This is a genomic window from Brevibacterium sp. S22, assembly GCF_004745485.1.
Classification (GTDB): Bacteria; Actinomycetota; Actinomycetes; order Actinomycetales; family Brevibacteriaceae; genus Brevibacterium.
Window position 1 is genome coordinate 325,142 of record NZ_RHFG01000001.1, and the last position, 17,760, is coordinate 342,901.

Annotated in this window: 14 protein-coding genes; 7 read left to right on the top strand and 7 right to left on the bottom strand. The window is 64.5% G+C overall.

What is annotated here, in order from left to right; translation table 11 throughout:
* Positions 1 to 117: 117 nt before the first annotated feature.
* Positions 118 to 1,791, top strand: a complete 1,674-nt coding sequence (locus EB835_RS01660; protein WP_135807741.1) for a DUF885 domain-containing protein — start codon at positions 118 to 120, stop codon at positions 1,789 to 1,791.
* 13 nt (positions 1,792 to 1,804) lie between these two features.
* A complete protein-coding gene (locus EB835_RS01665; RefSeq protein WP_135807742.1) occupies positions 1,805 to 2,527 on the top strand; it encodes a GntR family transcriptional regulator in 723 nt (240 codons plus the stop codon).
* Here the strand turns inward: EB835_RS01665 and EB835_RS01670 are convergent.
* From EB835_RS01670 to EB835_RS01690, 5 genes are all read right to left on the bottom strand, one after another.
* The gene (locus tag EB835_RS01670) at positions 2,470 to 3,243 is read right to left on the bottom strand and encodes an aspartate/glutamate racemase family protein (RefSeq protein ID WP_135807743.1); all 774 of its coding nucleotides are present in this window, start codon (positions 3,241 to 3,243) and stop codon (positions 2,470 to 2,472) included. The genes EB835_RS01665 and EB835_RS01670 overlap by 58 nt on opposite strands.
* Before the next feature lie 21 nt (positions 3,244 to 3,264).
* Positions 3,265 to 4,782: an NCS1 family nucleobase:cation symporter-1 gene (locus EB835_RS01675; protein ID WP_135807744.1), complete on the bottom strand. Its 1,518-nt coding sequence runs from the start codon at positions 4,780 to 4,782 to the stop codon at positions 3,265 to 3,267.
* Positions 4,783 to 5,097: 315 nt separating this feature from the next.
* Positions 5,098 to 6,591: an MFS transporter gene (locus EB835_RS01680; RefSeq protein WP_240688479.1), complete on the bottom strand. Its 1,494-nt coding sequence runs from the start codon at positions 6,589 to 6,591 to the stop codon at positions 5,098 to 5,100.
* Between the two features lie 151 nt (positions 6,592 to 6,742).
* Positions 6,743 to 8,122 (bottom strand): LLM class flavin-dependent oxidoreductase, encoded by a 1,380-nt coding sequence (locus tag EB835_RS01685; protein WP_135807746.1) that lies wholly within the window; start codon positions 8,120 to 8,122, stop codon positions 6,743 to 6,745.
* A 59-nt stretch (positions 8,123 to 8,181) separates the two neighbouring features.
* The gene (locus EB835_RS01690) at positions 8,182 to 9,513 is read right to left on the bottom strand and encodes an MFS transporter (RefSeq protein WP_135807747.1); all 1,332 of its coding nucleotides are present in this window, start codon (positions 9,511 to 9,513) and stop codon (positions 8,182 to 8,184) included.
* A gap of 298 nt (positions 9,514 to 9,811) precedes the next feature.
* Between EB835_RS01690 and EB835_RS01695 the strand changes: the two genes are divergently transcribed.
* Positions 9,812 to 10,342 carry a flavin reductase family protein gene (locus tag EB835_RS01695; protein WP_135807748.1) on the top strand — a complete coding sequence of 177 codons (531 nt, stop codon included), beginning with the start codon at positions 9,812 to 9,814 and terminating at the stop codon, positions 10,340 to 10,342.
* A 63-nt stretch (positions 10,343 to 10,405) separates the two neighbouring features.
* A complete protein-coding gene (locus EB835_RS01700) occupies positions 10,406 to 11,512 on the top strand; it encodes an Rv2578c family radical SAM protein (protein ID WP_135807749.1) in 1,107 nt (368 codons plus the stop codon).
* A 64-nt stretch (positions 11,513 to 11,576) separates the two neighbouring features.
* Here the strand turns inward: EB835_RS01700 and EB835_RS01705 are convergent, their stop codons facing one another.
* Entirely contained in the window at positions 11,577 to 12,332 is a 756-nt protein-coding gene (locus EB835_RS01705) for a helix-turn-helix transcriptional regulator (RefSeq protein WP_168216591.1), read from the bottom strand.
* A gap of 192 nt (positions 12,333 to 12,524) precedes the next feature.
* On the opposite strand from EB835_RS01705, the gene EB835_RS01710 reads away from it, so the two are divergent.
* Both EB835_RS01710 and EB835_RS01715 read left to right on the top strand, forming a co-directional pair.
* The gene (locus EB835_RS01710; protein WP_168216592.1) at positions 12,525 to 13,556 is read left to right on the top strand and encodes an ABC transporter substrate-binding protein; all 1,032 of its coding nucleotides are present in this window, start codon (positions 12,525 to 12,527) and stop codon (positions 13,554 to 13,556) included.
* Positions 13,557 to 13,614: 58 nt separating this feature from the next.
* Complete coding sequence (locus EB835_RS01715; RefSeq protein ID WP_135807752.1) at positions 13,615 to 14,349, top strand: DsbA family oxidoreductase; 735 nt, start codon at positions 13,615 to 13,617, stop codon at positions 14,347 to 14,349.
* A 162-nt stretch (positions 14,350 to 14,511) separates the two neighbouring features.
* Here EB835_RS01715 and EB835_RS01720 read toward each other — a convergent pair whose 3' ends face one another.
* A complete protein-coding gene (locus EB835_RS01720; protein ID WP_168216593.1) occupies positions 14,512 to 15,165 on the bottom strand; it encodes a TetR/AcrR family transcriptional regulator in 654 nt (217 codons plus the stop codon).
* Positions 15,166 to 15,301: 136 nt separating this feature from the next.
* On the opposite strand from EB835_RS01720, the gene EB835_RS01725 reads away from it, so the two are divergent.
* Positions 15,302 to 17,677, top strand: coding sequence for an ABC transporter permease (locus tag EB835_RS01725; protein ID WP_168216594.1), 2,376 nt, complete (start codon positions 15,302 to 15,304; stop codon positions 17,675 to 17,677).
* Positions 17,678 to 17,760: the final 83 nt, after the last annotated feature.

The following is a 17,760-nucleotide window of genomic DNA, read 5'->3' on the forward strand; positions in this document are numbered from 1 at the left end:
GGAGATCGGTCTCACTTTCTGCTGCCTGCAAGGAACAGTGACACATTAGCGGGTTCGCGGCGATCGCGCGGTCTGGTCCACCGGGGATGTGACTCAGCTCGCGATAGGGTGGTCACCATGACTGAGAAGAGAACCCCCACCGCCGTCGATGCGGTCGCTGAAGACTACGTCGATGACATGCTCGCCCTCTCCCCCTCTCTCGCCCTCTACCTCGGACTCGACGGTGCGCAGGGCTTCGACGACTTCTCGCCGTCCGGACTCTCCGCACTCAACGATGTCACCGTCCGGACTCTGGCCCGCCTCGATGACGTCGCGGACCGCCCCGACCTCGACGACGTCGATCTCGTCACCATCGATGCGATGCGTGATCGCCTCGGAGTCGACCGCGATCACTTCGCCGCCGGGATCAGACACGCCAGCCTCAACGTCATCGAATCCCCGCTGCAGCAGGTCCGGGACGCCTTCGACCTCATGCCCACGGAGACCGTGGCTGATTGGGAGACGATCTCAACCACTCTGGCCGCTGTGCCCGGCTCGCTCGCCGGCTACCAGGAGTCCCTGGCGATGGCGCGTGAGACCGGTCGCGTCGCCGCCCGCATCCAGGTGGAGAAGGTCATCGAACAGGCCCGCGCCCTGGCCGAACCCGGCAGCAATTTCGATCGCCTCGTCGCCGGAGCCGATGTTCCCGACGCCCTGCGCTCGGACCTCGACAGCCACGCCGAGGCGGCTCGTGAGTCCGCCGCAGGACTGGCCGATTTCCTCGGCGAACAGCTGCTGCCAGCAGCCGGAGAGGACGAAGCCTGCGGTCGGGAAGCCTATGCTCTGTACTCCCGGGACTTCCTCGGCGCCGAAGTCGACTTCGACGAGACCTATGCCTGGGGTCTCGACGAACTCGGGCGCATCGATGCCGAACAGCGCGAAGTGGCGGCGAAGATCATGCCCGGTGCCGACCTGTTCGAGGTCATGGACGCCCTGAACAGCGACCCGAAGCGCACCCTCAAGGGAACCGAGGCTCTGCGCGAATGGATGCAGGATGTGGCCGATGAGGCGATCCGCGAACTCGGCAAGTCCCATTTCGACATCCCCGACCCTGTGCGCACGATCGAGTGCATGATCGCCCCCTCTGCCACCTGCGGAATCTACTACACCGGTCCGACCGACGACTTCTCCCGCCCCGGCCGCATGTGGTGGTCGGTGCCCGAAGGCGTCACGGACTTCGCCACGTGGCAGGAGAAGACGACCGTCTACCACGAGGGTGTGCCCGGTCACCATCTGCAGATCGGTCAGGCCACCTATGTCTCCGGGACCCTCAACCGCTGGCGCCGCCTCATGTGCTGGGTGTCCGGCCACGGTGAAGGGTGGGCACTGTACGCGGAGAAGCTCATGGCCGATCTCGGTTTCCTCGACGATCCCGGCGATTATCTGGGCATGCTCGATTCGCAGCGCCTGCGGGCCGCCCGCGTCGTCCTCGACATCGGCTTCCACCTCGGCCTCGAGGCTCCGGCCAGCCTCGGCGGCGGGATCTGGAACCGGGAGAAGGCCTGGCAGTTCCTCACCGACAATGTGGCCATGGACCGGTCATTCCTGGCCTTCGAACTCGACCGCTACCTCGGCTGGCCCGGACAGGCGCCCAGCTACAAGATCGGCCAGCGCCTGTGGGAGCAGTATCGTGACGAGGCGAAGGCGGCGGCAGGGACCGATTTCGACCTCAAGGACTTCCATACGCGGGCATTGGGTCTCGGTTCGGTCGGACTCGACACCCTGGGCCGCGCCATGAAGCGCTCGCAGTGAGGTGAAAGACCGAATGAGATCCAGTGAGAGCCCTCAGTCAGAGACCATGCGAGTCACCGAGGCACTGCGCAATGAGATCATCGAGGGCCGCCGTCGCCCGGGCTCACGGCTCGTCGAACGCAATCTCGCCACTGAGCTCGGGGTCTCCAGGGTGCCCATCCGAGAGGCGCTGAAGAAGCTGGCTTCGGAAGGTCTGGTGACAAACCGGCCGAACACCTGGTCGACGGTCAGGGAGTTCTCCCCCAGCGACATCGCCGACCTCAACGAGGTGCGCACGGTCTTCGATGTGCTCTCCTTCGAACTCGCCGCTCAGCGCCATACCCGCGAAGGGCTGACCCGGCTGGAGGCCACGATGCTCCAGGGCCGTGAGCTCGCGGAGGCCGGGGACGTCGCGGGTGCTCATCGCTGTGCCGCAGAATTCCATGCCATCGTCACCGAGCTCTCGGGCAATGAGCTGCTCGGTGAGATCGGCGCCCTGTTGGATTCACGGATGCGGTGGCAGCTGAGCCAGCATGATGATCTCGCGGTCGTCGCCACCGAGCATGCCGAGCTCTTCGATGCGATCGCCCGCCGGGACCAGGCCTGGGCCGGGTCTCTGGCCGCCCGACACCTGGGAACGAGTCAGGAGCAGCACGACAAGCATTCGAAGCGCTTGGCCGAAACCGGGCCCGCGGAGGATCAGGCCGGTCTTGGCGCTGCGGAATCGGAGGGTGCGGATTCGGCCGTCGCTGACTGACCGAGCGGCCAGCCGCTGAGCTTCTTCTCTCGGGCGGGAGCATAGGTGCGCACCTTCGAGGTGCTCAACCCCAGTCCGACGAGTGATTCGGCCAAGCGCACGGCCGCCGCGACCCCGTCGACGACGGGCACGCAGCAGCGCTCCGTGATCGTCTCCCCGAGCTCCGCCATCCCGCCACAGCCGAGGACGATGACCTCGGCACGGTCCTGCTCGACCGCCTCGGCGGCCTGATCGGCGATCGCATCGATCGCGGCCCGCGGATCCTCCTCGAGCTCGAGCACGGCCATCCCCGATGCCCGCACGGACACGCAGTGGGAGTCGAAACCGGCCAGCAGCAGCCGGTCCTCGATGAGCGGCACGGTGCGGTCGAGTGTGGTGACGACGGAATAGCGGCGGCCGAGGAACATCGCCAGGGCCGCCCCCGCCTCGGTGATGTCGATGACGGGCACGTCCAACAGCTCCTGCAGACCTTCACGCCCGTGCTCTCCGTATCCGGCCTGGATCACGGCATCGAACTCGCCGGAGTACTTCAGGACTGCGTCCATGACGCCGAGTGCTGCGAGGTGGCTTTCGACATTGCCCTCGCAGGATTCGGCGCCGAACGTCGGGGTCAGACCGATGATCTCGGTTCCCGCCGAGGCGGCCTGCCGTGCCGCTCCGGCGATGCCCTCGGTCATGGACGCGGTCGTGTTGACGTTGACGACGAGGATTCTCATCAAGCTGTCTCCTGTTCGGGGTCAGTGCGTGGTCGGGACGGCGATCTCCTCGCCGTCGACCTCGCGGAAGGTGAAGTCGCGGCGAGCGATGACGAAGTAGATGAGTGCGGCGATCGCGGCCCCGGAGAACCACGAGAATTCGGAGAAGCCGGAGAATGCGGGCACGAGGGCGAAGACCAGCGAGATCGCCGAGGCGGGGATGAAGGCTCCGATGGCTCTCCAGTTGACTCCGCGGTGATAGAAGTACTCGCCGTCACCGGCCTCGGTGTAGAGCTGGGGCACATTGACCTTGGTCTTGCGGATCACCCAGTAGTCGACCATGATCACACCGAACAGGGGCCCGAGCAGGGCGCCGAGTCCACCGAGGAAGTAGACGATGACCACCGGTGAGTCGTACAGGTTCCAGGGCAGGATAACGAAGCCGATGACGGCGGAGATGATGGCGGCGCTGCGGAAGTTCAGGTGGCGCGGGAACAGGTTCGTCAGCGCATAGGTCGGGGCGACGAAGTTCGCCATGAGGTTGACCGCGACGGTGAGCAGGAGCAGCGACAGGGACGCCAGCACGAGCAGGATCGGACTGCCGATGGATTGGACGATGTCGGCCGGTGAAGTGATGACGGTGCCGTCGATCTTGTACTGCGCACCGGCCAGAGAGATGACGACGAGTCCGAAGACGAGCATGTTCACAGGGATGCCCCAGAAGTTGCCGACGACGATCGATCCACGCTTCTTCGCGGCCCTCGTGAAGTCGGAGAAGTTGAGCACGAAGGTGCCGTAGATGGCCACCCACAGTGAACCGCCGCCGAGGATGTGCATCCACATCTCTCCTCCCGACAGGGCGTCGTCGGTCGACCAGGCGATGGAGAAGTCGACGCGGATGAGCATCCAGACCGCCAGGGCGAGGAAGGTCACGAGGATGATCGGCCCGGCGATGGCTTCGTAGCGACGGATCATCTCCATCCCGTAGCTGACGATGATCACCTGGACGACCCACAGCAGAGAGAAGGAGAACCAGCCGAGTCCGGAGAGTCCGAGGAACTCGGCATCGGCCCAGGACTGCAGTCCCGGCACCATCGTCAGAAGCACGACGTTGAGGACGCTCGAGGCCAGGTAGGTCTGAATGCCGAACCAGGCGATGGCGACGATGCCCCGCACCGAGGCGGCCAGCTGGGCCCCGTGGATGCCGAAGGAGATCCGGCTCATCACCGGGTAGGGCACTCCCGTCTTGTATCCCATGAATCCGGAGAGGGTGAGCAGAAAGAACAGCAGAGCGGCGCCGACGAGGAGGGCGACGAGGATCTGCCAGGCACCGAGGCCGAGGGCGAAGAGTCCGAGGGCGAAGCCGTAGTTGCCCAGAGAGTGCACATCATTGGCCCACAGGGTGAAGACGCTGTAGGCCGTCCAGCTGCGCCCCTCCTTGCGGGCCGGGGCGAGGTCGGCATTGTAGAACCGCGGGCTGATGCGATGAGCCGCCAGCTGTTCGGGGCTGGGCCCTAGGCGTGTGGGCACGGGCGCCCCCGCTGTCTCGGTCTTCCTCATGCCGTCCGCTCCTTGGATCCAATCAACGCCAAACTGGGATACCAAATGAGTAAACACAGCTTCGTGGCCCGATAATCTGACCAGCTCAGAGTAACCCAGCTCACATCGATCGGACAATGAGTCGGACACGAAAACTTCATCATAGCCGGAACTGACGCGGATGAATGGATCCACTCCAGAGAACGGCTCGATCACAGCGCGATCGCTCGAGCCTTTCGCTCTTTGGCATACCATTGATGCTTCAGTTGAGGATTTCACCTGGTCATGTGCGATGTGTTCGACGACGGCCACGTTCGATAACCGCCGTCGCGGTGCTCAGTCTTCGTGCTCGACGTCCTTGGCGGTCGGGTCCCAGGCGACGATTCCGACGGCGATCGCACCGGCCAGCGGTGCGCAGGCGACGATCCAGAAGACCCCTGTGCCCAGAGAAGCCGCAAGAATCGGGAACATGATGAGCGAGACGATCGAGAACGCACGCAGAACGGACTGGTTGAAGCCGATGCCGATTCCGCGCAGCCGCGTCGGATAGGACAGAGTCGCATAGTCCATGAGGTTCGCGCCCGGTCCGCCGGCCTGAGCGAAGACGAAGGCGGCGAGCATCGCGACCGAGACGAGGACGAGCGCTCCGTTCGGGATTCCGACGATCGCGAGCAGACCCAGCGCAACAGCTTGGACGACGAACCCGATGAAAGTGATCCTACGGGTGCCGAAGCGGTTGATGATCGACATGCCGAGCAGGCCGCCGAGGGCGCCGAAGCCCAAGTTGATGATGAGCGAGGAGACGATCGTGATCAGCGGCGTCTGGTGGAAGAGCGTGGTGATGATGAGCGGTGTTCCGTACGCCACGGCGTTGTAGCCGAAGGTCGAGAAGACGGAGACGCAGAGGGCGACGATGGTGCGCACCCGGTATTTCGGGGAGAAGAGTTCGGCGAATCCGCTCCACCGTCCGGCCGCCGGCTTGCCGGACTCGCCGGTCGGGCCTTCTGCTGCACCACTTGATGCCTCGGGGGCGAGCGTGACGTTGAGGTTGTGGTGGGAGCGCATGACATCGACGGCCGCACGCAGGTCGCCCTGGTTGGCCAGCCATTCCGGGGACTCGGCGAGGTAGCGGCGGCGGACGAGGAGCACGACGAGGGCGGGCACAGCGCCGAAGCCGACGACGATGCGCCACAGGATGGCATGCTGGTCATACGGCAGAGTCACGAAGATGATGAGGACGATGAGGTAGCCGACACCGGTGGCGATGTACCATGCGGGCGACCACGAGTTCACGCGCTGCGAGCGGTTGCCCTTGCCCTTGAGCTTCGAGAATTCGGCGAGAAATGCCATCGCCACGGGCATGTCGAGTCCGACTCCGATGCCCATGACGAAGCGGAAGGCGATGAGCACCCATTCGTTCGGAGCCAGCGCGCAGCCGATGGCCGCGATGACGAAGAAGACCATATCGGCCATGAACAGCCGGTAGCGGCCGAACCGGTCGACGAGGTAACCGCCGAAGAGGGCTCCGATGACCGCGCCGACCATGATCGAAGCATTGACGAGTCCGGTCATGAACCCGGAGAGCCCGAACTGGTCCTGGATAGCGGTGATGCCGAAGGCCAGAGAGGAGAAGTCATAGGCGTCCATGAAGATCCCGCCGAGGGCGAGGATGATCACTGCCTTCGTCTTCGTCCCCTGCGAGCCGAATTCGGCGAGGATCGAATGGATGTCAGCTGCGGAGGACACAATGCGCGAAGCCTGTGGACCAGCGATCGCCTGAGGTCCGGATGTCGTCTGAACCGCTTCCGCGGCGGGATCTGATGAAGTCACAATCGACAAGTATCGGACTCTTGCCGCCGATCGCCGATTCCCGTTGTCACACTTCGTCACCGAAGCCGAGAACACGGCCGGCGGATGGGAGAACGGCCGCAGACTCGTATGATCTGCGGCCGTGTCCCGATGCCGACTCACACTGAGCGAATCACACGCGGGCGCCCTCGCCGAGGCGGTACCGGGCACCCGTGTGGTCCTCGGCCAGTCGTGGGCCACCGCCGGTGAGTGCTTCGCGCACCGTCGCGCCGGGAACCGGTTCGGGCAGCAGTCCGCGGCGGCGCAGCTCGGGAGAGACATACTTCGTGAATCGCTCGGCATCGGCCGGGCGCACGGCCGCAGCGATGTTGAACCCGTCGATATCGGCCTCAGTCATCCACCGTTCGAATTCGTCGACGATGGTCGCCGGCGAGCCTGTGATGACCGGTCCGCGACCGCCGAGGGCGACGAACTCTGCGAGGTCCCGAATCGTCCACGCCTTGTCTCCGGCCATGGTGGTGAAAGAGGCGAGCGCGGACTGGTTCGCATCGGTGGACACGTATTCGAGGGTGTCCTCAGGGTTCGCTCCGGAGAGGTCGACTCCGGTCCACCCGCCGAACAGGGAGAGCGCCGACTCCGTGTCGACGTAGCGACGGTAGTCGGCCAGCCGTTCCTGGGCCGCCTCGTCGGTGTCGTCGACGATGACGGTGGCCAGCGCGAAGATCTTCACGGAATCGCGGGCACGGCCGCGCTCTTCGAGCCCGTCACGGACCTTGTCGACCCAGCTGCGCAGGATCTCCGGTGTCGGTCCGGAGAAGAAGATCGCCTCGGCGTGGTCGAGGGCGAACTCCTGACCGCGCTTCGAGGCACCGGCCTGGAACAGCAGCGGCGTACCTTGGGGCCCCGGCACGGCGAGCGCCTGTCCGGGGACATTGAAGAACTTGCCCTCGTGGCCGATGTCGTGGACCTCGTCCGGGTCGACGAAGACGTTCGCCTCGGCGTCGGCTTTGAGCGCGTCAGGACTGATCGATCCCTCGCAGAGCTTGTACATGACCTCCATGAACTCATCAGCCCGGTCGTAGCGCTCATCGTGCGGGATCTGGCCGGAGAGCCCGAGGTTGCGGGCGGCGGAGTCGACATAGCTGGTGACGATGTTCCAGGCCACCCGGCCGTTCGTGAAGTGGTCGAGGGTGGTCAGGGTGCGGGCGAGGAGGTAGGGCTTCTCATACGTCACCGAGGCGGTGACGCCGAATCCGAGGGTCTGCGTGGCTGCGGCCATGGCCGGGATCGCGACGAGTGGGTCGAGCAGCGGGAACTGGACTCCCCCGCGGTTCGTGACATCGGCATTGCCGCCGTAGACGTCGTAGACGCCGAGGATGTCGGCGAGGAAGAGGGATGAGAACCCGCCCTCTTCGAGGGTCTTCGCCAGATCCGTCCAGAAAGACAGCTGGGTGAATTCGTCGACGCGTGATTCCGGGTGGCGCCACAGTCCGGGCGACTGATGGACCGGGGTCATCATATCGAAGGCGTTGAGCAGGATCGGTTTCGTCATCTGTTGTCTCCTGATTCGGTGGTGGGCGATGAAGTACGAGGGATGAATGCGCTGTCGGCTCAGGCGGCGCTGCGGGCGAGGTCGCGTGCCGGGTCCTTGGCCGCCGCTGCGGCGATGAGCGAGATCACGCACAGCAGAGTGAGGTAGCCGCAGATCAGCCACGGCGAGTTTCCGCCGGCGACGTAGAGCAGGGCGGCGACCATTGGCATGATTCCACCGCCGATCACGGTGCCCAGCTGGTAGCCCATATTCACCCCCGAGTAGCGGACCTCGATGGGGAACTGTTCGGCGAACCAGGCGGCCTGGGGGCCGTAGACGGCATCGTGTGCGAGGTTCATACCGAGGATGACGATGATGGGCAGGAAGGCCAGCGGCCCCGCATCGAGGTACGCGAAGAAGATCCATCCGAACACGGCGATGCCGATGAAGCCGCCGATCGTCACGGGCTTGCGGCCGACGCGGTCGGAGACCCAACCCCACGCCGGCCCGGTGACCAGGCCGATGGCCGAAGCGATCATCACGGCGGTGACTCCCGAGGTCGAGTCGTCACGGTTCTCCGCCAGGTAGCTGAGCATGTAGACGGTGATGAGGTAGAACACACTGTTCTGGGCCAGGCGCAGCCCGATCGTGATGAGCAGGACCCGGGGATGGTCAGTGATGACCTTGCGCAGCGGAGCCTTGGCGACCTTGCCGGAGTCCTTGAGCTCTTGGAATTCCGGGGCGTCGGAGACGCCGAGGCGGATCCACAGCCCCAGGCCCACCAGCAGCGCGGAGGCGAGGAACGGAATGCGCCAGCCGAACGATTCGAACTGTTCGGCACTCATGAGGCTCTGGACGACGAAGAAGGCGCTGGTAGCCAGCAGCATGCCGGCCGCGGACCCGATCTGAGTGAAGGATCCGAAGAACCCGCGTTTGCGCGCCGGAGCGTGTTCGACCGACAGCAGAGCGGAACCGCCCCATTCGGCGCCCGCGGACAGACCTTGGACGATGCGCAGGACGACGAGCGCGCCTGCGGCCCACCAGCCGATGACCGCGAAGTTCGGAACCAGTCCGATGAGTGTCGAGGCGATGCCCATGGACAGCAGGGACACCACGAGCAGCGCCTTGCGTCCGACCCGATCACCGAGGTGGCCGGCGATGATTCCGCCCAGGGGTCGGGCGAAGAACCCGACGGCGAGGGTGGCGAAGGAGGCGAGTCGGCTGCCGAGTTCGCTGTCGGAAGGGAAGAACTGGACGTTGAAGATCAGGGCCGCCGCGGTCCCGTAGAGGTAGAAGTCGTACCACTCGATCGTCGTTCCGGCGAAGGCCGAGGCCAACACCCGCTTCTTTCCGGCAAGGAACCGCTGTGGCGGATCTTGAGTGGTCGGATCGGTGACCGAGGTCTGGGTCATGGAAGGCTCCTGCTGCGCTCACCGGGTGAGACACGTGAGTCGGGGTCGTCAGTATCGCTGAGCAATCTATGTCCCCGCACCCGAGTTCGCGTCGCGCCACGTCATTGGCCGACTTTGTCTGTCACAGAGAGTCACACTGCGTCGCCATATGACCGTGGCCACCGCTCCTCACGTGGTACGTTGCAATCATCGAGGACAACGACCGACGCACACCGACCAGCGCTCCTCAGACCCTCGACCCCTCGCACGAGTGATGTCGCCGGTCCGGATCGCTCAACAGAGCATATGAGGTGAAGGAATGACGATCTTGGCAGACCCTTCGGTCACACCACCTGCTGCAGCCGATGCCGCCTCACCGGAGAACCTCCGTGAGACCTTTTCCCACTTCCCGCAGGGAGTCGCTTTCATCGGCGCGACGATCGACGACGCACCGATCGGGCTCGTCGCCTCCACACTGACGGTCGGAGTCTCGCTCGATCCGCCCCTGGTCAGTGTTGCCGTTCAGAAGTCGTCAGCCACCTGGCCCACCCTCCGCGATGCTCCTGAGCTCGGGATCTCACTTCTGGGAACGGACCAGGAAGCGCTGGCCCGGCAGCTCGCGTCGAAGGACCGCTCCCGCCGCTTCGACGGCATCGATCCCGAGCTCACTGCCGCCGGTGCGGTGACGATCCCCGGCAGCTCGGCATTCCTGTGGACCCGCCTCTTCAACGAAGTCGAGGCCGGCGACCACACCGTGGCGCTGCTCGAGATCCTCGGCACCCGCAGCCCCGACGGCCCAGAGGCCCTCGTCTTCCATCGCAGCGAGTTCAAAGGCATGCGCGTGTCCTGACCGCTCCCGCAATGACCACCTGGGGGTCTTGACGCACGTTCGAACACATGTTCGAATTGAGCCATGAGGTGGAACGAACTCACGGCCGCCGCTCCGGGCGGCGACGCCCTAGACGCACCTGCCGGAGCCAGCGCAGAGACGACACCGGAACTCTTCGGCGTCAGAGGACTCGTCCGCACCGTCCGCACTCCCGAATTCTCAGGCGTCACGTTCCACGAGGTGCTCGCGAAGTCCGCCCTCAATCGGGTTCCGGCGGCCAGTTCGATGCCGTTCACCTGGACGATCAATCCGTATCGCGGGTGCACCCACGCCTGCGTGTACTGCTTCGCCAGGAGCACCCACCGCTATCTCGACCTCGATTCCGGCGAGGACTTCGACCGGCAGGTCATCGTCAAGATCAACACCCCCGAGGTGGTCGCCGCCGAGGTTGCCAAGCCGAAATGGTCGCGCGAGCTCGTCGCGCTCGGCACGAACACCGACCCCTACCAGCGCGCCGAAGGCAGGTACGCGCTCATGCCCGGCATCATCTCGGCCCTCGCCGAGCACAGCACCCCGATGTCGGTCCTCACCAAGGGCACGCTGCTGCGACGGGATCTGCCGCTTCTGGCCCGTGTGGCTGAGGACGTCCCAGTGGAGCTCAGCATGTCGATCGCCGTCCACGATGACGAGCTCCAGCAGAGCCTCGAGCCGGGCACTCCCACCACTGCGGCCCGACTCGCGACCGTTCGGGCCGCTGTCGAACTCGGCTTCGACGTCACGGTCTTCATGATGCCGATCATGCCCAAGCTCACCGATTCCCGCGACCACCTCCACTCCGCGCTGCGGGCAATCAAGGATGCCGGTGCCGCACGCGTCGTCTACGGCGCGCTGCACCTGCGCCCGGGAGCACGGGAGTGGTTCTTCTCCTGGTTGGAGCGCGAACACCCTGAGCTCCTCCCCCGCTACCGCCGCATGTATGCGACCTCGTCGTATGCCTCGAAGGACTATCGTCGCTGGCTGGGTGAGCGCATCAACCCGCTCATCGACGGCTATGGGCTGCGCGGACGCAGCGATGATGACTACCCCGCGACCACTCGACGGCAAGGTCGACGACACCAGGCTCCCCTGGCACCGTCGCAGGCGCCGCTTCCCGTCGACCTCGTTCCGCCCGCGCAGCGACCGCTCTTCTAGGCGGTTCCCCGCCGACGCACCGGAGGGCCGCTGACTGCGAAGCCACAGACCGACGACAGCTCGCTCACGGTCGATGCAGACGGACGTACTCGGCGGGCGTAGTGCCGAATTCCTTCCGAAATGCGTCGATGAATCCGCCGGACGTCGCATAACCCACCGCCACGCCCACGCGATGAACGGGTTCGCCCTCCATAAGCCTCGTGAGCGACGAGAGCAGCCGGGTCTTGGTCCGCCATCGGGCGAATCCATGTCCGGTCTGGGACTCGAACGCCCGCGCGAGGGTGCGAGCACTCACCCCGTGAAGTGCGGCCCATTCGCTCAGCTGCGTAGGCAGATCCGGGTCGGCGATGAGGGAATCAGCGACGGCCCGCGCAGCAGGGTGAATCGGCAAGGGGAGAGTAGTATCGCGATCCTCCGCCTCGTCGAGGAGATCAAGAAGGAGCCGACAGCACGACGCACGACGATGAGGACTCAGAGCGCGCCCGGGAAGATGACGCATGATCGCTCCGACAAGCGGGTCGAGCGCAATCGCGCGAGGACGCATCCAGCGCTCGCCAGCAGGACGGAGCACCGGGCTGAGATAGACACTCACCGTCGCGCCGGGGCCGAGCAGTCGGCTCGAATGCACGACGCCCGCGGGGATCCAGAGCAGGGTGTCCTCGTGAACCAACCAGCGATGCTCGCCGATGACGACTTCCATCGCACCCCCGGGGAACCAGTAGAGCTGGTCGCCTTCGTGGCTGTGCGGAGCGAACGACTCGCCCCAGTGTTCGGCAGCGGAGAAAGTCGCCGTTGTCACTTCAGCGTCATTGAAAACCATAGTCTCGCCTTCAGCGGCTGCCATTACGTCAATCCCCGCCTTCCGATTCGTCACAGACGACACCCTAGTGTCACTTGAACATCATTTGTGTCATCTGATCAGAGTAGAACATCGCCAATGACAAAGGTTAGCCTTACCTCGAGTGCCGGCCCGGCACCGTCCCGATATCGCCCCGATGAGAATCGAGCACCCATGCCCCTGAGCCGCCGACTGCGATCGGTCATGCCGTTTGTCGCCCTTGTCACCGCCGTTGCCTTGACTGCCTGTTCCTCGGCGCCTGCCGACCAAGAGGATGCCGGAGGAACATCCGGACCCGAGGACGGCTCATTCCCGGTCACCATCGATCACGCCTACGGCACGACGACGATCGAGAGCGAACCGAAGAAGATCGTCACCCTTGGCCTATCGGATCAGGATCCCCTGCTCGCTCTCGGCGTCGCCCCGATTGCCGTCGCTCCCTGGTGGGGAGATTACGACTACGCAACCTGGCCCTGGGCACAGGACGAACTCGGAGATGCGAAGCCGACGGTCCTCAACGGCGGGGAGCGCAACGATGATCACCCGCCGGTCGAGGAGATCGCCGAACTCGAACCCGACCTCATCATCTCGCTGTACAACGGCACCACGGAGGAGCAGTATCAGCAGCTCTCAGAAATCGCTCCCGTCGTCGTCCCCGACAAGGAGTACACGAACTTCTCGATCACCTGGCAGGAGGCGACTCGCGCCACCGGCGAAGCGCTGGGACGCGAGGACGAGGCACTCGACCTCGTCGACGACCTCGAGAAATCATTCGCCGACGCCGCATCCGACCACCCCGAGTTCAAGGGCAAGAAGGCTGTCGTCGCCGAACGCTTCGACGCCGGCGAATCCGTTGTCCGGACGGGCAACGACGTGCGGGCGCAGTTCTTCTCCCAGCTCGGATTCGACGTGCCGAAGTCCATCGCGGAGTTCGAGCCCAACGACGCAGGCGAGGTCTACGTCCCTGATGAGCGCATCGATGAGCTCTCGAAGGACCTGCTCGTCTGGAACGCCGGATTCAGCCCCGACGCGAAGAAGACCGTTGAGGGCCTCGGCCTCTACCGGGATCTGCCCGTCGTCACCGACGACCATGTCCTCTGGGTCGAAGACGAGGTGCTCTCCGGGGCCTTCAGCTGGGGAACAATCCTCAGCCTCCAGTACGCGCTCGACGAGATGGTCCCGCAGATCGCGAAGACGGTGGAATAGTCCGCGGGCTCCCACGAGCGGCGGGAATACGGGTGACTCGCGCGCGGTTGCTTCTGTCATGAAGATTGAGATCTGGTCGGACATCGCCTGCCCCTGGTGCTATATCGGAAAACGTCGTTTCGAAACGGCCCTCGACGCTTACGCCCACAAGGACTCCGTCGAAGTCGCCTGGCGCAGCTTCCAGCTCGACCCGAACCTGCCCGATCACTTCGACGGCACCGAGACCGAACACCTCAGCCAGATGAAGGGCATGCCCGCCGCACAGGTGCGGCAGATGTTCGACCATGTCACGCAGCAGGCCTCTGAAGTCGGCCTGCACTACGACTTCGACTCGATCGTCGTGGCCAACAGCTTCACAGCCCACCGTCTCCTCCACTTCGCCAAGACTCACGGGCTCATGTCGGAAGCGAAGGAAGCGCTGCTGTCGGGCCATTTCGAGAAGGGCCGCGACATCGGGGACATCGGCTACCTCGCCGAGGTGGGCCGCGAGATCGGCCTCGACCCCGATGAGGTCCGACGGGTTCTCGCAACCGATGAGTACGCGGACGAGGTGCGGGCCGATATCAGTGAGGCCCGCTCGCTCGGCGCCAACGGCGTTCCGTTCTTCGTCATTGACCGCAAGTACGGCATCTCCGGGGCACAGCCGGCGGAGGTCTTCGCCCAGGCTCTCGAGACGGCCTGGGACGAAGGGCAGAAGCTCACCGTGCTCGCCGGCGCTCCGCAGGCAACCGGAAATGACTCGGCAGAGGATTACGCCGAGGGCGCGGTCTGCGGCCCTGAGGGCTGCAGCTGACCCCAAACCCCCAATTTGCTACCTGACGGGGGCTCTGCAACCTGGCGCCAGGTTGCAGAGCCCCCGTCAGGTAGCAAAAGTGATTCGAAGCCCTGGCTCGGAATCGCTCCGGCTCGGGGCAAGGTTGCTTGTGCCTCGAGCCGGCACCGCCTGTGACCCGGATCAGAGCATCGGGACGTTCGGATAGCGCACGGCGCCGTCCGGGTCGGTCACAGGTGCGCCGAGCATCCCCGCTGCGGCATCGATGAGGAAGCGTCCGACCTGCTCCCAACTGCCCTTATTGGCATCCTCGTTCATCTTCGCCTCCTGGTCGGCACAGACGCCGACGACCATGCTCCCCAGCAGATATGCTCGGCCGCGCAGTACGCCTTCGGGGATCCCGTCGATCGCACCGTTGATGAAGCGCAGATCATCGGGCAAGTCAATGTCCCTGACCACCTCTTTGGCCACCTCGACGGCGGATGGGACTGCCGAGATCTGGGACATGAACTGCGCCCTCCAGCTCGGCCTCGGAAGACTGTCGAGCAGTTCGATGAGCGGGCGCAGGCGGGCCGTGACGAGCTCATGAATGTTCGGCGATTCGCCCAGCTGTTCCATCAACTCATTCCTGCGCCGGGACATTTCGTCCTGATGCCGTTCGACCAGTGAGCGCAGCAACCCGTCACGGCCTCCGAAATGGTAGGCGATCGCCGAATGGTTCGCAGCTCCGGCATGTTCGACGATGCGCCGATTCGATACCGCATCGATCCCATTGCGCGCGAACAGCTCTTCGGCGGCATCGAGCAGCGCGTCGCGTGCCCGGTCACTCTGGGTCATCATCCCCTCATCTTTCCATTCGCTGTAGAAATCACAAGTTCTCGATTTTACGATTTTAAGTCACCTGTCTTAAACTGGGAAAGTTCATCGTGGTCGACGAGGATCACACGACTTCCGGCACTACAGGAGGAAGACCATGTCCGACCGTCAACCACGCACGAGAAAAGAGGCCCTCGAGTCCGAGCACCCTGCTGCCGACTCCGATACGGGGCCGATCGCAACCGCCGACGATCAGGCTGAGGCCAAACGTGCCAAGGCCGAGATGATCGGACGTACCGTCGCGATCTTCGTCATGCCGCTCATCTTCGTGGGCATGATGATCACGAGCTATCTGGGGACCATGCACTCCCCCGCACCCAATGACATGCCCATCGTCGTGTCGGGCTCATCGGAGAAGGCCGACGATGCGAGGTTCGCCATCAACGGCTCCGAACCCGGCGCTTTCGATATCGACGTCGCCGACGATGCCTACTCCGCCAAGGAGAAGGTCTACGATCGGGAAGCCTCGGCGGCAGTCATCGTCGAAGGTGACACTGCTACGATCGTCACCGCCAGCGGAGCAGGCGCCCAGCAGTCGACCACCGTCGAACAGCTGATCACCCCGGCCCTCCAGGATGAGGGACTCAAGATCACCACCGACGACATCGTCCCGCTGCCGGACAACGACCCCTCGGGCATGGCGGCGATGTTCCTCATGACGTCCATAGTCATGGCTGGCTACATGCCCTTCAGCGTGCTGCGGTCGAATTCACCCGAGCTGCTGAAGTTCAAACGCATCGTGCCGATCCTCGCCGGCTGGGCGGCAGCCATCGCCGGCCTCGTCTGGACCGTGGCCTGCCCGATCCTTGACGTCGTCGACGTCAAGGACACGGTGGCGGTGCTCGGCATCGCCTGGCTAGGCGTCTTCGCCATCTCCTCCGTGCAGCTCTTCATCACCCGCCTCGTCGGCGCCCTGGGCGTCATCGTCGGCATCCTCTTCCTCATGGTCCTCGGAATGCCGTCATCGAACATGGCGATACCGGTCTACAACATGCCGAAATTCTTCCGCTTCCTCCACGAGTTCCTCCCGATGCCGGCCATCGGCGAGTCAATGCGTTCGGTCCTCTACTTCGACGGCAACGGGGTCACCGGCCACCTGCTCGTCCTCGCCCTCGGCGCGGTGGCCGGCCTGCTGCTGACGAAGATCTACGACTTCTTCTACGCACGGCGCAATTCCCACCCGGTACCCCTGGACGTCAATGTGGCTGCGATCCACGGCGGCCGGAGGCCGGATTCGAAGCTGATCCGCTACGTCTCGCTGACGCTCTTCCCGCTGGCGATGGTGACGATGATGATCACATTCATGCTCGGAGCCATGCATTCGCCGACGCCGAAGGATATGCCCGTGGCCGTCGTCGGAGCCTCGTCCGAGCAGGCCGAGGACACGATCAAGCAACTCGATGAGCAGATGGACGGCATGTTCGAGTTCACCGCACTCGATGACAAGGATGAGGCAGAGCGCCTCGTTGAGAACCGCGATGAGGTCGCCGCCCTTGTGCTGCCCAGCGAGAAGAACCCGGACTTCGAGCTCCTGGCCAATCAGGCCGGCAACAACGCCTCCTACCGTGTGGCCGTGCAGGTCTTCGAGCAGGTGGCACAGGCACAGGACTCTGAACTCACCGTCGACGACCTCAAACCCCTCCCCGACCGGGACAAGAACGGCGTAGTCGTGATGTACGTGGCGATGGGCTGGATCCTCGCCGGCTTCATGGTCATCATCGTCGCCGCCAACGCCAACCCGTGGACCCGGCCGCTGAAACGGATGATGCCGATCATCCTCGCATATGCACCGTTCATGTCCTTGGTCGTCGCAACCATCGCGGGACCGATCACCGGCGCCGTCGACGGGCACTTCGCGGCGCTGTGGGGTGCTGGAACACTCGCGATCGCCTGCATCTCCATGTTCGCCATGGTCTTCGAAAGACTCTTGGGCATGTTCGCGATCATCCCGGTCATCGGTACGCTCATGTTCGCCGGTGTGCCGTCGTCGAACGGCGCGCTCTCGCAGTACATGGTGCCGAAGTTCTTCGCCACTCTGCACGACTTCCTGCCGATGGCGGCCTCGGTCGAGACGATCCGCTCGATCCTCTACTTCGATGGCGATGTCGTCACCGAACATCTGCAGGTGCTCGGCCTGTGGGGTCTGGTCTCGCTCGCGCTGGTCTTCCTCATCGATGGGATCAAACCGCCGCGCACGGCCCACGACTTCGGCAATCTGCATCTCGAACGCGAACATGAGATCGCCAAGGAACAGCGCAAGCGGGCACTGGCGCTGGGGATGTCGCCCAACACCGACGACGAGGTGGTCGACGACGGTTCATCGCACAACCACGATTCGCACCAAACGGTGCAGAGCTCCGTCGTCGTTGACGAATTCGACGGCGAGGATTCCGTCCGCAGAGCGCCGACCGCCGGTGACGGTCTGACCCGCAGCCGCGACCCCGAGGACGGTATGATCCCCTCAACGGTCTGACCTCCGCCCCCAATTTGCTACCTGACGGCGGCTCTGCAACCTGGCGCCAGGTTGCAGAGCCGCCGTCAGGTAGTAATGGGGCG